At 75.0% G+C, this 14813-nt stretch carries 10 protein-coding genes; 5 read left to right on the top strand and 5 right to left on the bottom strand.

What is annotated here, in order from left to right:
* From BG452_RS42565 to BG452_RS42545, 5 genes are all read left to right on the top strand, one after another.
* On the top strand, positions 1 to 1243 hold a 1243-nt coding region (locus tag BG452_RS42565; RefSeq protein WP_188309743.1), incomplete at its 5' end, for a ferric reductase-like transmembrane domain-containing protein.
* 95 nt (positions 1244 to 1338) lie between these two features.
* Complete coding sequence (locus BG452_RS42560) at positions 1339 to 1860, top strand: FMN-binding protein (protein ID WP_188309742.1); 522 nt, start codon at positions 1339 to 1341, stop codon at positions 1858 to 1860.
* Between the two features lie 30 nt (positions 1861 to 1890).
* Positions 1891 to 2646 (top strand): FAD:protein FMN transferase, encoded by a 756-nt coding sequence (locus BG452_RS42555; protein WP_188309748.1) that lies wholly within the window; start codon positions 1891 to 1893, stop codon positions 2644 to 2646.
* Positions 2647 to 2923: 277 nt separating this feature from the next.
* The gene (locus BG452_RS42550; RefSeq protein WP_188309741.1) at positions 2924 to 3559 is read left to right on the top strand and encodes a cysteine hydrolase family protein; all 636 of its coding nucleotides are present in this window, start codon (positions 2924 to 2926) and stop codon (positions 3557 to 3559) included.
* Positions 3556 to 4527 carry an SAM-dependent methyltransferase gene (locus tag BG452_RS42545; protein ID WP_223243562.1) on the top strand — a complete coding sequence of 324 codons (972 nt, stop codon included), beginning with the start codon at positions 3556 to 3558 and terminating at the stop codon, positions 4525 to 4527. The genes BG452_RS42550 and BG452_RS42545 overlap by 4 nt, the downstream gene beginning before the upstream one ends.
* 83 nt (positions 4528 to 4610) lie before the next feature.
* Here the strand turns inward: BG452_RS42545 and BG452_RS42540 are convergent, their stop codons facing one another.
* From BG452_RS42540 to BG452_RS42520, 5 genes are read right to left on the bottom strand one after another with little or no spacing between them, the layout of a single operon-like run.
* Complete coding sequence (locus BG452_RS42540) at positions 4611 to 10544, bottom strand: SAV_2336 N-terminal domain-related protein (protein ID WP_188309740.1); 5934 nt, start codon at positions 10542 to 10544, stop codon at positions 4611 to 4613.
* A 26-nt stretch (positions 10545 to 10570) separates the two neighbouring features.
* Positions 10571 to 11695 (bottom strand): AAA family ATPase, encoded by a 1125-nt coding sequence (locus BG452_RS42535; RefSeq protein ID WP_223243561.1) that lies wholly within the window; start codon positions 11693 to 11695, stop codon positions 10571 to 10573.
* A 5-nt stretch (positions 11696 to 11700) separates the two neighbouring features.
* Positions 11701 to 13230: a hypothetical protein gene (locus BG452_RS42530; RefSeq protein ID WP_188309739.1), complete on the bottom strand. Its 1530-nt coding sequence runs from the start codon at positions 13228 to 13230 to the stop codon at positions 11701 to 11703.
* A gap of 4 nt (positions 13231 to 13234) precedes the next feature.
* Positions 13235 to 14200, bottom strand: coding sequence for a trypsin-like peptidase domain-containing protein (locus BG452_RS42525; protein WP_188309738.1), 966 nt, complete (start codon positions 14198 to 14200; stop codon positions 13235 to 13237).
* Positions 14197 to 14676 carry a CU044_2847 family protein gene (locus tag BG452_RS42520; RefSeq protein WP_188309737.1) on the bottom strand — a complete coding sequence of 160 codons (480 nt, stop codon included), beginning with the start codon at positions 14674 to 14676 and terminating at the stop codon, positions 14197 to 14199. Before BG452_RS42520 ends, BG452_RS42525 begins: the two co-directional genes overlap by 4 nt.
* Positions 14677 to 14813: the final 137 nt, after the last annotated feature.

Below are 14813 nucleotides of genomic sequence, written 5' to 3'. Positions count from 1 at the left end.
CGGCGTGCTCGGCCTGTGGTGGGTGAACACCGCCGCGGTGGTCGGCGCGGCCGGCTGGCTGACCGGCGCCGGGCGGATCGCCGGACTGCTCGCCGGGTACGCCGCGCCGGTGCTGCTCCTGCTGATGGCCCGGCTGCCGCCGGTGGAACGCGGGGTCGGCGCCGACCGGCTGGCCCGCTGGCACGCGTACGGCGGCCGCTGGCTGGTCGGCCTGGTCACCGTGCACCTGCTGACCGTGATCTGGGGCTACGCGCTCACCGACGGACGCGGGCCGGTCGGCGAGGGCGTCGAGATCGTCTTCCACTACCCCGACATGCTCAAGGCCACCGCGGGCACCCTGCTGATGCTCGGCACCGGCGCGGTCTCCGCCCGGGCGGCCCGGCGCCGGCTCTCCTACGAGACCTGGTACTACCTGCACCTGGCCACCTACCTCGCGGTCGCACTCGCCTTCGCCCACCAGCTGACCACCGGCGCCGACCTCGGCGGCGGCCCCGGCCGGGCCGGCTGGTACGCGCTCTACTTCGGGACGGCGGCCCTGCTCGGCTGGTACCGGCTGCTGCGGCCCTGGCTGCTCGACCGGCGGCACGGGCTGAAGGTGGCCGAGGTGCGGCCGGAGGGCCCCGGCGTGGTGTCGCTGTTCCTGTCCGGCCGGCGGCTGGACGAGCTCCGCGCCGAGCCCGGCCAGTTCTTCCGACTCCAGTTCCAGGCCCCCGGACTGCGCTGGGCCGCCAACCCGTACTCGCTGTCCGCACCGGCCCGCCCCGACTTCCTCCGGTTCACCGTCAAGGACCTCGGCGGGCACAGCGCCGCCGTCGCCCGGCTGCGGCCGGGCACCAGGGTGCGGGCCGAGGGACCGTACGGGGCGTTCACCGGACGGCGGCAGCGGCAGCGCCGGGTGCTGCTGCTCGGGGTGGGCGTCGGGATCACCCCGCTGCGGGCGCTGTTCGAGACCCTGCCGGGCGAGGTCACCCTGGTGCAGCGGGCCCGGCGCGCCGAGGACGTGCTGTTCCGGGCCGAGCTGGCGGAGGTCGCCCGGCAGCGCGGCGCGGTGGTGCACGAGCTGCTCGGCTCGCGCGAGCAGGTCGGGGACCTCGGCGCGGCGCTCGCCCGGCTGGTGCCGGGGCTGGCCGAGCACGACGTCTACCTGTGCGGGCCCGAGGCCGTCACCGAGGAGGCCGTGCGCGCGCTGCGGGCGGCCGGGGTTCGGGCGGGGCGGATCCACCACGAGTCCTTCGTCTTCTGAGCCTGATTCCGAGCTTGATCCCGAGCCTGATCCGAGCTCGATTCCCCGCCTGCTTCCCCGCCTGCTTCCGAGCCTGAGCACACCAGGAGTTGTCCATGCGCCGAGCCGTCGTCACCAGTGCCGCCACCGCTGCCGGGGTGGTGCTGCTGCTCTCGCTCAAACCGCACCAGGCGACCGGGTCCGCGCCGGTGATCAGCTCGGGAGCGGGATCCTCGTCGGGGTCGGGCTCGTCATCCGGGACCGGCTCCGGGACCGGCGCCACATCGGGCTCCGGGACCCCGGGTGCCGCCGACACCTCCGCCTCCCCCACGCCGGCGCCCGCGCCCGCCGGCGGCGGTGCCACCCGGAAGATCAGCGGGGACACCGTGAACACCCGGTACGGGCCGGTGCAGGTGCAGGTCACCCTCGCCGGGAGCCGGCTCACCGGCGTCGACGTGGTCAAGTACCCCACCGAGGACCGCCGGGACCGCGAGATCAACACCGACGCCCTGCCCACCCTCAACCAGGAGGCGATCTCCGCGCAGAGCGCCCGGATCGACGCCGTCAGCGGCGCCACCTACACCAGCGACGGCTACATCCGCTCGCTGCAGAGCGCCCTCGACCGGGCGAAGGGCTGACCGCCGGTGCTGCGGCACGCCGAGCCCGTGATGGGCACCGTCTTCTCCATCGCCGTCCGCGACCCCGGGCCCGACCTGCCCGAGGCGCTGCGGCGGATCACCGAACGGCTGCACCGGATCGACGCGGTGTTCTCCACCTACCGGCCGGACAGCGACATCAGCCGGCTCGACCGGGGCGCACTGGCTCTCGCCGACTGCGATCCCGAGGTCCGCACGGTGCTCGACGCCTGCCGCGAGGTCACCGCCGAGACCGACGGCTACTTCACCGAACGGCCCGGCGGACGGCTCGACCCCAGCGGCTGGGTCAAGGGCTGGGCCGTCGAGGAGGCCGCCCGACTGCTGCGTGCCACCGGCGCCCGGCAGTTCTGCGTCAACGGCGGCGGGGACGTCCAGACCTCCGGCGGGCCGTGGCGGATCGGCATCGCCCACCCCGGGCGGCCGGGCGACCTCGCCGCCGTCCTCGGCGGCAGCGACCTCGCCATCGCCACCTCCGGCACCGCCGAACGCGGCGCCCACATCCTCGACCCGCACACCGGCCGCCCCGCGGACGCCCTGGCCTCGCTCACCCTGGTCGGCGCCCCCGGCACCGGCATCGCCCGCACCGACGCCTGGGCGACCGCCGCCTTCGCCATGGGCCCGGACCGCGCGCTGGCCTGGGCGGCCCGACGCCCCGGGGTGGAAGCGCTCGCCGTCCTGCCGGACGGAACCAAGCGCTGGACCTCCGGACTGCCCGGCCACCTGCCGCCCTCGGGCCCCGCCGACTGGCAGCTCGCCGCGACACGCTGAACCGCCGAACCCCTGGACCGCCGAACCGCTGCGGCAACTCGGTTTCCGCCACACCGAGTTCACTCCATCAGGTGGACCCCGGCGATCATGTCTCGCTCACCTCCGCATGGTGGCCGATAGTGAGGAAAACCGATCGGGCACGGACCGCCCGACCCCCCACTGGCACCGAGCCGAGGAGGCACCGCACCGTGACACCCGTCGTCGCACTCGCCGTTGACCGGGGTCCGGGCGCGGAACGTACCAGCACCCCGGTCGTCAACCCGTCCGGAGCGGCCGCGTGAGCGCGCCGCCCGGCCACACCGCCCTGGTCGTCGTCGACCTGCAGAACGACTTCTGCGCCGGCCCGGCCGCCGCCGCCCGCTACCCCGGCGACCCCACCCGGCTCCCCACCGTCGCCGCCAACACCGCCCAGGCCGTCCAGGCGGCCCGGGCCCACGGCACCCCGGTGGTGTTCGTCCGCTTCCTCGGCGATCCCGCCCACCAGGGCGCCAGTTGGCGCCACCGGGACGCCACCCTCGGCAAACGCCCCAAGTGCCTCGACGGGAGCTGGGGCGCCGCCTTCACCGCCGTGACCCCGCAGGACGGCGAGGCGGTTTTCACCAAACACGCCTGCTTCGACGCCTTCCTCAGCCCGGGCTTCGAACGGCACCTGGTGGACAGCGGCGTCCAACACCTCGCCCTGGCAGGCGTGTTCGCCGACGTGTGCGTGGACAGCACCGCGCGCACCGCCTTCCAGAAGGGCTTCCACATCACCGTACTCGCCGACTGCACCGCGGCGCTGCACCTCCCGGACGACTCCGTCCTCGCCTTCATGCGCCGGGTGTACGGCGCCCGCGTCACCACCCGTGACCAACTCACCGTCTGGACACGGATTCCCGAGACCCCCGCCCCCGAGCAGCAGGAGCGCGCATGACCGTCGGCATGAGCGAGAACACCGGCCTGGCCGAGGAACCCGGCCCGGCCGAGGACGCGCAGGAGGGCGAGGCCGAGGGCGTGACCGAGGACCTGGCCGAGGGGGTGCCGCCCACCGCCCTGCTGGTCGCCGCCGCCCGGGCCATCGAGACCCACCGCCCCGACGCCCTCGCCCGGGACCCGTACGCGGAGCACTTCGTCCGCGCCGCCCCCGCCGCCGCCCGCTGGCCCCTCCACCCCCAGGACGTCCCGGACGGCGAGGCCGACCCGTTGTGGGGCCGGCTCGGCCGCTACTTCGCCCTGCGCACCAGGGCATTGGACGACCAGCTGCTCCGCGCCGTCCAACTCGGCGCCCGGCAGGTCGTGCTGCTCGGAGCCGGGCTCGACACCCGGGCGTACCGGCTGGACTGGCCGGCCGACTGCGCCCTCTACGAGGTCGACCGGCCCGGGGTGCTGGCCTTCAAACAGCGCGTCCTGGACGGCATCGACGCCCGGCCGACGGCCCAACGCTCCACCGTCGCCGCCGACTTCCGCACCGACTGGACCGAGACGCTCACCGCCGCCGGATTCCACCCCGACCAGCCGACCGCCTGGCTCGCCGAAGGCCTGCTGCTCCACCTGCCCAGCACCACCGAACGCGAACTCTTCGCCACCGTCGACCGGTTCAGCGCCCCCGGCTCCACCCTGGCCTACGAGGCCCTCCTCCAGGAGGCCGAACCCGGCGCAGATCCCGCAGCCGGCCGCGACCACCCCGTCCACACCGCCACCCGCGAACGGACCGGCATCGACCTGCTCGCCCTCCTCGACGCCGGCCCCCGCCCCGACACCCCCGCCGACCTCGCCGCGCGCGGCTGGTCCACCACCGCCCACACCCCCTTCGAGTTCACCCGCCACTACGGCCGCGGCCCGCTCCCCGAACGGGACGACGCCCTCGCCGCCACCCGCTGGGTCTTCGCCGCCCGGCCCTGACGAGCTCCCGCCCGGAGTCCACTGGTCCCTGACGCAAGCCCGGTACACACCCCGCAGGAGCGGACTCGCGCCGTCTGCGGTCATCAGGCCCTTCGGGTCGGCAGCCAGCCGGTCTGGATCAGGGTTCCGGACGGGCGGCCGGGCGTCACCAGGATTCCCCGGCCCGGGGGGAGGGATCGGGGGGACACCGAGCCGAGCAGGGAGCCTTCCTGTTTGTCACCGGAGAGCACCACGCCGTGGGGCCCCAGCGCGCAGGCCGTCCGGAGGAACGGCGAGGCGGGGGCGGCCCGGCCCGCGCTCCTGGTGGTGCAGGCGATGATGACGTGGAGGCCGATCGCGCGGGCCTGCGGGAGGAGTTCGACGAGGGAGGACAGCGGATCCTCCTCCATGGAGGCGGTCAGATGAAAGTCGTCCACGATGAGGAAGACGGCCTTGTGCCGCTGCCAGGCGCCCGGCGTACGGCTCTCGGCCGCAACGCGCAGGATCCCAGCCAGGGTGGTCAGGCCCGGCATGTCCGACGCGTAGTGGACGAGACACTCGGGCGGCACCTCGTCGAGCAGGGTACGGCGGAAGTCGGCGACCAGGAAGCCGACTTGCTCCGAGGTGTAGCGATCGGTGAGCTGCTTGACGAGCAGTCGGAGCAGCGTGGTCTTCCCCGCGCCGTTCTCGCCGAACACGACGAACAGCGGGTTGGCCTCGAAGTCGACGAACACCGGGACCTGTTGGGCGATGTCGCGCCCGATCGCCACCCCCTGTGGCGCGTCACCACGGGGGAGACGGGCTGAGTCCACGACGGCGGGCGTGGTGGTCCCGCCCGGTGGCACGATGAGCGCCTCGGCCCGGCCGGGCCTGCGGAGTTCGAGGTCGTCCGCCTGGATCATCTGGTACAGCCCGGTCACCGCCGGGCCCGGCTCGACGGAGAACTCCTCCGCCAGCCGCTGCTGGAGTCGCCGGTAGGGCTCCATCGCGCGATCCTTCAGTCCGAGCCGGTAGTAGGCGAGCATCAGCAGAGCGCACAGCCGCTCGCGCAACGGGTGCTCGGTGAGCGACAGTTCGAGTTCGTTCAGCAACTCGTGGTGCCGCCCCAGCGCCAGCCCGGTGGCGTACAGGTCCTCGGTGGCGGCCATCCGGCGCTCGGTCAGCCGGGTGCGCTCCCAGGAGGCGTACGGCCCCGGGACGCCGTCCAGCGCGGTGCCCTCCCAGAGGTCGAGCGCGGAGCGCAGCAGCCTGTGCCCGCCGGCCAGGTCACCGGCCTGCTCCGCCTGCACGGCCGCGGCCAGCCGCTCCTCGAAGACGGCCACGTCGACCGAGCCCGGGTCGACGACCAACCGGTAGCCGTCGGCCACCGTCTGGAGGATCTCGGTCGCGCCGCGCGGCTGGGTCCGGTCGCGCAGGACGTTCCGCAGCCGGGACACGTGGCTGTGCACCACCGCCCCGGCCCGGGCCGGTGACTGGTCGCCCCAGACCGCGTCGACCAGGCTGCGGGTGGGCACGGCTGCCGGGGCGTGAAGCAGGAGGGCGGCAAGGACGGCCTCCTGCTGCGGTGAGCCGACCCGCACCGGCTGCTCGCCGCGCCGGACGCGCAGCGGGCCGAGCAGGGAGTAGCTGAGGCGACCGCCCCCCGGCGCGGTGGGCGGCGCGGTTGCGAGGATCAACTCCTCTACGCGTCGGTACAGTTCGTTGAGACGGGTCCGCTCCAGTTCTGCGGACGGCCCTGGCAGGTCGGCCAGCGGCGGCCCCTGCCAGAGGGCTTCGGCCTCCTCGGCGTAGCGTCGAAGCGCATCCGGGGCACCGTCCTCGAGTGCCGCTTCGGCGCGCTCCAGGGCCCGTTCGAAGAGGACGACGTCGATCTGCCCGGAGGTGACGTTCAGGACCCAGGTGTGGCCGTCCGCCAGTTCCTCGACCACGGCGCGCGGGGCCGAGGCCGAGTTGAGCACTCGCTCCAACTCCTGGACATGGAGCCAGACTTCGTCCAGCTCGCGGGCCGACGAGGTGTGCTGCGACCGGACCGCGTCGATCAGGACCTCGGCCCGGACGGGGCGGCCCCGGTACTTCAGCAGGGCGGCGAGCACGGCCGCCCGTTCCGGGGGGCCGAGGTCCAGCGGCTCGTCCCCGCGCCAGACCCCCACCTCGCCGAGCAGGGTGAACCTGAGCGGGGGTTCCGGGGTGCGGTCGGGCTCTCGCAGGGCGCCCGAGGCGGCGATCCGCCGGGCGGCTTCGGCGGCGGACGGCCGTCGGCGCGGGTCCGGGTGGAGCAGTTCGAGGACGAGCCCTTGCAGGGCCTCGGGGACGCCGGTCTGCTGGAGGAGGTTGCCGAGGGCGTGGAGGTCGTCGGCCGGCTCCGCCGCGCCGGATCCGGTGAAGTCGATCCCGAAGTCGCAGAGGACCGGGCTGCCGTCCGGGCGGACGAGGACGTTGGCGGGCTCGATCCTGCCGTGCGCGATCCCGTGGCCGTGCAGGTAGTCGAGCGCCTCGGCGACGCCGTGGGCGATCGCTGCCGCCTCGTACGGGGGCAGCGGCTCCCCGTCGAGTACGGTCCGCAGATCGGGTCCGTCGATGAACTCGAGGACCAGGTAGAGGCGTTCGGGGTCGCTCCCGGCGAGTCGGCAGCCGAGGACACCGGGGTGTCCGAGCAGCGTGAGCTTCCTGGCCTGGTCCAGGAACACGTCCGTGTCCGGGCGAGTGGCGTGACGGTCCCGGTCGAAGGTCTTCACCGCGACGGTCGAGCCGTCCTGTTCGTCCCGGGCCCGCCAGACCTCGCTCTGCCGCCCCTGGGCGATCCGCTCGAACAGGCGGAACCGGCTGGCCAGCAGCGGAAGTTCACTCTCGCTCCGCCGGTCGCCGCGCCAGCGGCCCTCGAACTCCCAGATGTGGACGTGGGTGTCCCGGTCGCCGATCGAGGCGATCACGCAGCGGGTCTCGTCGCCGGTGATCCCGACGATGGTCCGCGCCCGGCCGGGGTCGACCACGGCGGCGGCGAAGGACTCATGGGTCGAGGGGTCGTCGGGTCGCCAGCGGTGCAGCCGTCCGGTCGGGTCGACGCCGATCAGGAGCGAGGGCCCGTCCGGCTGGGGAAGGGTGGTCATCGCCCAGGAGCGGTGGCCGCCGGGGAGGCCGGGCAGTTCCAGGACCACTCCGTCGGTCCGGGCGTCCCAGATCCGCATCCGGCCGTCGAGGTCCGACATCCAGAGGTAGACCTCTCCGTCGGTGTGGACGAACCGGGCCATCGCCACCGGCGGCGAGGACGGTCCCCGTTCCCCCGCGGCGAAGTGGCCCTCGCGGGCGTCCCAGAAGGCGAATCCTCCACTGGAATCCGCAGTGCAGATGACGAAGATCCGGTCACGAAGCCCAGCCATCGCGACGAACTCGGTGCCGGAGTCCTCGAGCTCCACCGCGGGTTCGGTCTCCTGGCCGGTCATCACGTCGATATTGCGTACCAGCCGGTCCGCACCGTAGACAGCGAGGTAACCCCCGTCCTCGGCCGGCATCAGCGCCATCGCCAGCGCCGGGCTGGGCAGCCGGAAGCTGCGGACGTTGGAGGAGGAGTTCCCCGACCCGGATGTCCCGGCCAGGACGGCGAGTTGGTCGTCGAGGTGCCAGGCCGCCAGTTCGTCCGGGCGTCGGGGCATCCGGTCCAGCAGGTGCTGGAACTCCTGGGCGTGCTCGATCCGTTGGTAGGCGTCGCCGAGGCGATGGCGGATCTCCTCGCGCAGTTCGGCCTCGGTGAGGAAGCCGAGGGTGACCGCGACCCAGGGGCGGCCGAGCCGCTCCAGCTCCCGGTCCGAGCCGGTGGTGACGAGCAGGCAGCCGCTCCGGGCGTCGGCGAGGTCGAGCAGGTCCTGGGGCCAGGCCTCCTCGGTGGGTGGGAGACCGGCGTCGAGGCCGTCGATGACGATCAGCCAGCCGGGGTGGCTGCCGAGCAGTTCGTTCAGCGGTACGGAGCGGTCGGCCGATCCGGATCCCGCGCCGAGGGCGTCGCGGAGCCGGGCGAAGCCGTGCCGCAGGGAGTCGGCGGAGCGGGTCTCGATCCAGTGGACGAGGGTGTGGCGCGCGCCGTAGCGCCGGACGTACTCCTGGGCGAGGCGGCACCTTCCCATGCCCAGGGGAGCGTTGACGGCCACCAGTTGGCGTGTCGGATGGCGTCGGGCCGGGTCGAACGCCTGCGCGATCAGGTCGAGTGCCTCGCGCCGTCCGATCAACCGGGGCGGGTCGGGCGGACTGACGATCGGCGGCGGCGGGGTGAGCAGCTCCCGGCGGAGCGTCCGGCCGGCCACCACAGTGCCCAAGTGCCGCGCGATCGCCGCGTGCTGGCCGCCCGCCCCCGCCAGCACCGTCGCCGCGACCTCGGCGAACGGGCGGCTGCGCTCCGGGAGCCGGTGCTTCCCCTCCCCCGTGCCGGCTGCCAGGGCGCGGAAGTCGAGTGTCCCGCCGAAGGTGGCCGCGACCCGCCCGGAGACCTTGGCGAGCACGTGGTCCAGCACCCGTACCGACTCCGTCCGGGTCAGTTCCCCCAGCAGCTCCTCCCGGACGCCGTCGACGAAGTCGTACACCACCTCGTCCGGGTCGGCGGCCTTCTCCCGCACCTCGATCAGCCCGGACAGGAAGAGCTCGGCCAGCTCCCGCTGCCCCGACTCCGGCACCGTGGCCCGCTGGACCAGTCGCATCACCGGCAGGCTGAGCGGCGCCGCCGCCAGGTGGCAGGCGAGCCGGTAGGCGTTCGGAGAGCTGCCGGCCCGGAAGGCGGCAACGCGGTCGGCGGCGGGGCGTGGGTCCGTCTCCCCGGCGCGGGGGCGGCGTGGCCGGGGCACTCCGCTGAGTGGTGCGGCGAGCATGGGCGTCCAGCCGGTCGTGCGGCCGGCGGTGAGGTCGGCCCAGGGGGCGAGCCAGTCGGCGTCGATCTCCAGCACCGGGAGCCAGCCCACCGCGGCGCGTGCCGCCTCGCCGGCCCGGCCGCGCGGGATGCCGGGCAGGGTGGTGTCGCTGCGCAGGACGGGGACGGGCCGTCCGTGGGTGGCGGCCCGGGCCTCGACCGGGGCGGGGCGCAGCGCGGTGCGGTGCCAGAGGCGGCGGGGCAGGACTTGGAGGGCGGCGGCCGGGCCGGTGGCGGCGGTGCGGGCGAGGAGGGGCACCAGGTCGGCGCCGTACCAGGCGGGGCCGACGCCGTCGGTGAGGACGAACAGGATGCGGCGCCGGTGCGGCTCGGCGAGGGGGCGGGCCCAGTTGCGGTCGGGGGTGGCGGGCGGTGGTACGGCGGTGCGGCGGCGTCGGAAGGGGGTGAGGTGCGGGGTGTCCCGGTCGGTGTCGAGGGACCAGGTGCGTACGTCCTCGAAGGCGCCGTGGCGTTCCAGCAGGGTGGCGAGTTCGCCGGCCAGGTCGTGCCAGACGGCCATGGTGGCGCCGGTGTCGACCAGCAGGTCGACGGAGTACCGGGGCTGGGCGCGCTGCCAGACCGGCAGCAGGACGCCGGCCTCGGCGGTGGCCGCCGCCGTGGCCTCCTCGTCGAGGTGCAACCGCCGTCGGCCGCCGGGGCGTTGGGTCAGTGGCCGGCGCAGCGGGCGCAGGGCGCGGGCGATGGCCAGGGCGCCGGGCAGGGCGGTGGGCCGGGTGACCTGGACGACCTCGGCGCCGCGGGCGACCGCCTCCGGCCGGGCGGTGCCGGTGGGGGCGCTGCGGGGGTGCAGTTCGACCTTGGGGTCGGGTTGCGGGGTGGTGGGCGCGGGCGGTCGGGGCCCGGCCGGCCGGCCGGGCGTGGTGGCGGTCCGCTGCGGGGTTCCGGTCGGCGGGGTTCCGGTCTGCGGGGTGACGGGCGGTGGGGTGGTGGGCGGGCCGGTGGGCGGCTGCGGGCCGCCGTCGGGCAGGGGTGCGAGGCCGGCCAGCCGGGAGATCCACAGCACGTCGGCGAGGTCCTGCGGGTGGGGTCGCTCGCCCTCGGGGGCGACGAGCGCGGCCAGCGCCTGGCGCAGCGCGCTCTGCGCCGCCGCCCGATCGCCCGGACCGCCACCCCCGTGGGGACCCATACCGTGCTCGTCCACCGGCCGCCGCCTCAGCTCTCGTTGAGCGGGCGCAGCAGGACGTCGTGGATGACGTCGCGCCCCGGTCCGCTGCCCCACAGGCCGCGCTCGGCCATGAGCAGGGCGTTCAGCAGTTGGTCGTTGGCCAGGTCGGCGCCGTCCTCGCGCTGGCGGCGGAGGAACTCGGTGATCAGCGCGGCGCGTTGGGCGCCGTCGGGTGAGCCGTCGGCGCCCAGGTGGGCGGCGACCATGGCGGCCAGCCGGTCCTCGGTGGGCGGCTGGATCTCCAGGCGGACGCAGCGGCGCAGCAGTGCCGAGGGGAACTCCCGCTCGCCGTTGCTGGTGAGGACGACCAGCGGGAAGTGGGCGCAGCGCACGTGGCCGCCGCGGACGACGGCCTGCCCGCTCGGGTCGGCGGTGGCGACCTCCTGCGGGGCGGGGCCGAGGCGCTGGAGTTCGGGGATCTCGAACTCGCCCTCCTCGAAGACGTTCAGGAGGTCGTTGGGCAGGTCGATGTCGCTCTTGTCGATCTCGTCGATCAGGACGACCCGGGGGGTGCGCCAGGGCAGCAGCGCGGTGCCGAGCGGGCCGAGGCGCAGGAACTGGCCGATGGCGGGCGGTCGGCGGTCCCCGGCCGGCTCCCCGTCGGGCTGCGGGGTGCGCAGGCCCGCCTCGTGGAGCCGCCCGATGGCGTCGTAGGTGTAGAGGCCGTCGCGCAGGGTGGAGCGGCTGCTGATGGGCCAGCGCAGCACCGGGCCGAGGCCCAGCTCGTGGGCGACGGCGTAGGCGAGGGTGGACTTGCCGACGCCGGGCTTGCCGGTGATCAGCAGCGGGCGGCGCAGGTGGAGGGCCAGGTTGACGAGGTGGATCTCGCGGTCGTCGGCCTGGTAGGCGGTGGCCTGCTGGATGCGGCCGAGCCGGCGGGCGGTGAGGCCGGTGGCGTCGTCGGCCGGGGGCGGGGGCAGCTCCTCCTCGGCCTCTTCCCCGTCGCCGAAGGAGCGCCAGGCGGGGGCGGGCGGGAGCGCGGCGATGCCGCCGTGGGGCACGCCGGTGCCCCGGTAGATCCACCAGTTCTCGGGCATCGTTACCGCCTCGTCCTCGTCGTTCTCGTCGTTTCCCGCTCCGTCGGCGACCGGTCCCGGACAGTCGACGGCCATCCGCATCACACCATCCCCGGAAAGCCGGCGTCCTGATCCGGATCCATGCAGTTCGGGTCGTCCCAGAACAGGGTGACGCCGTCCTGGGCCGGCGCCGCCCTGGTCACCTTGCGGTGCCGGTGGACGGCCTCCGGCAGGTGGGCCAGTGAGCGCGGGCGGTCGCGGCGCAGGGCCTCGACCACGTCGGTCGGGGCACCGGGCGCCCGGCGCCACAACATGGCCGGGACGCCGTCGAGTTCGACGGCGTCGAGCACGGCCGCGCGCACCCGGGGGTCCAGTTCGTCGTACGGGGTGTCGAGGCAGAGGCAGGCCACGGTGGGCCGGCCGTCGAGCCAGCCGGGCAGGTCGGCGACCCGTTCGGGGTGCAGGGGTGGCCAGCCGATCCGGTCGGCGGCCTCGCAGTCGAGCGTGTCGGCGAACAGCTGCTCCCACCGTTCGTACCAGGCCTCGGTCTGCAGCCAGGGGTTGACGTAGCGGTCCAGGTAGCGGACCACCACCGGGTGCAGCAGGCCGATCCGGTGTCCGTCGGGGGTCGGGGACCACAGTTCGGCGCTGTGGCCGAGCAGGGACCTGGGCAGCAGGAACTCGATCCGGACCGGGCTGCGCCTGCTCCTGGCCAGCTCGGTGAAGAGCGCCTGCCAGCCCGCCAGCCGGGCGCTGCCCTCGGCGACCAGGTCCTCCAGGGCCAGCGAGTCGGCGGCGACCAGGTCGTTGAGGCGCTCGATCGGCCCGCCGGACAGCGGCTGGCGGTAGCAGGACGCCCGGAGGTGGTAGCGGCTCGCCTCGATGTGCTCCGGAGTCTCCGGTTCCAGCCGGATCTGCACGATCAGCCGGCCGGGCGCCTCCTCGCGGGGCGCCGGGCGGGCGGGCGTGACGCTGCCCAACAGGGCTGCCAGCTGGTGCAGTTGCGGGTGCCGGAGGGTCAGCTCCCGGTCCCGCGCCAGGCCGTCCAGGAAGGACAGCGCAGGGCCGGCGTCGGGGCCGCCGAAGCGGTCGAGCAGCCGGCCGAGGATCTCCGGCAGGGTCGTCCGCTCGTCGATCCGGTGGCGGCCGGGGGCGTTCCGGGGTACGTGGACGAGGAGTTGATGGGGGCCGGGCGGGGGTGTCAGCGCGCGCAGCAGGCCGATGACGCGCAGCAGGACGTCGGCGGCCAGCCCGGTGTCGGCGGTCAGCGCCAGCACCACCAGTTCCAGCCAGGGCAGCGCGCCGTCGTACGGGTCGTGGGCTCGGAGCGCCTCGCCGAGCGAGCCGAGCACGGCCCGGGGGTCGCGGGCGCAGCGGATGCTCCGCAGGATCTCCCGGACGTGCTCGCGGGCGGTGTCGGCCTCCTTGACGTCCAGGTGGAACAGCCGGGAGGACGGGGAGCGGCCCATCGTCTCCAGGACGCCCTGCCGGAACTCCCGCCGGGAGATCCCCTGGAAGTCGAACAGGATCTCGGCCAGCAGGCCCTCGGCCGCCTCGATCGGGGGCGCGGCGCGGTGCCCCCGCTCGCCGGCGGCCTGCGGCGACCAGTCGCCGTACGCCCCTCCGCTCATCGGCCTACCCGCTCCCCGGGCCGTCGGCCGCCGCCCGTTCCAGGACAGCTCGGAGCCGCTCCAACGCGCCGTCGTACGGGGCGAGTTCCTCCAGCGCCGTGTACAGCGCGCGCAGTGCCGCCGGGGCGTCGCGGTGGTAGCGGCAGCGGCGGACGATGCGGAACAGGTGGTCGCGGCGGTCGGAGCGCTCCTCGACCTCGAAGGAGTGCGGCAGGCCGAGGTGTTCGCCCATCCGCTCCAGCAGGTCGAACCGCCCGTCGGCGCGCGCCGTGTACGGGACGGCCATCAGGGCCGCCACCAACTCGGCGTCGGTGGGGGCCGGTTCCGCCGCGACTGCCGCGACCGCCGTGACTGCCGGAACCACCCGCCCGAGGAAGGCGAGCAGGGCGGCCAGCGGGATGTACCAGCCGCCCAGGTCCTGCTTGTACGAGCGGGTGCCCTTGAGCACGCCGCGCACCAGCCCGTCCGGCCCGGCCAGCATGCTGCCGCTGAAGCCGGGCTGGACGAGGCCGGTGACGCCGATGAACTCACCGGAGCGGCCCACGACCTGGAGCGCCGTCGTGTCGGCGCTGGGGCCCGGTGTCGGGGTTTGGGTGGAGTAGCCGAGGGCGGTCAGCCAGCTGCCCGGCTCGGCCTCGCCGTCCGCCAGCGGGGCCACCGGGTACCCGGCGCCGGCCACCGCCGGGACGTCGAGCAGGGCGAGGTCGGGGAACGGTTCGAGGGCGCCACCGCTCATGGTGTCGGGCTCGGCGCGGACCGCCCCGGGCGGCACCGGGTGGGCGCTCGACCCGTTCCGGACCACCAGCCCTTCGGTCACACCGCGCCGGTCCAGCACGACATGGGCGCAGGTGACCACCAGGCCGGGGGCGACCAGGAAGCCGCTGCCCCGGAAGCCGGTCGCCGCCTCGATCCGGACGGCACAGCGGTGCAGCGCCTCGGACCGGGCCCGGTCGAGGTGCGGGCCGGTCACTCCGCGGCAGCGGGGGTGGTGGCCTCGGTGCCCTCGGTGCCCTCGCCCTCGGTCGCGGCTCCGGCTCCGGCTCCGGCTGCCGCACCGTTCGCCCGCTCGCGCCGCGCCGCGAGGTCCCAGGAGAGCTTGACGGTCAGCCCCGCCTCGCTCCCGGCCTCCGCGATGATCCCGAGCAACTGCCCGGACTTCACGGCCAACTTGAGCCCGAACTCGACCTCGAAGGAGTCCGGTGCCCCGGACCCGCCCTGGGCGATCGTCTCCGCCGCCCAGCGCCCGATGCCCTGCACGGTGCCGCGCACCTGGTCCAGCGACAGCGCCACCGCCGAGCCGACCCGGGCGGCCCGGTCCCGCAGCCCCACGTCGCCGAAGCCGTCCTCGTCCCCGGCCGTGGTGAAACCCACCTCGCCGATGACCTCGGCCCGCACCGTGGTGCCGTCCCCCAGGTCGATCGTCTCCACCGTCACGTCCCCGGCCACGCCGCTCCCCTCCCCAACGTCCGGACCGCGCACGGGAACCACCGGCTCGGGCCGCACGCCCGCACCGCCGTCCCCACCCGCAACCACCCCGACTGCGCGCGCCACAATACCGCGACCGCCGAGCCACCCACCGTTAC

The organism is Streptomyces sp. CBMA123 (assembly GCF_014596465.1).
In the GTDB taxonomy this organism is placed as follows: Bacteria; Actinomycetota; Actinomycetes; order Streptomycetales; family Streptomycetaceae; genus Kitasatospora.
Note: the sequence above shows the minus strand (reverse complement) of the source record. Positions and strands in the feature narration are given on the sequence as shown.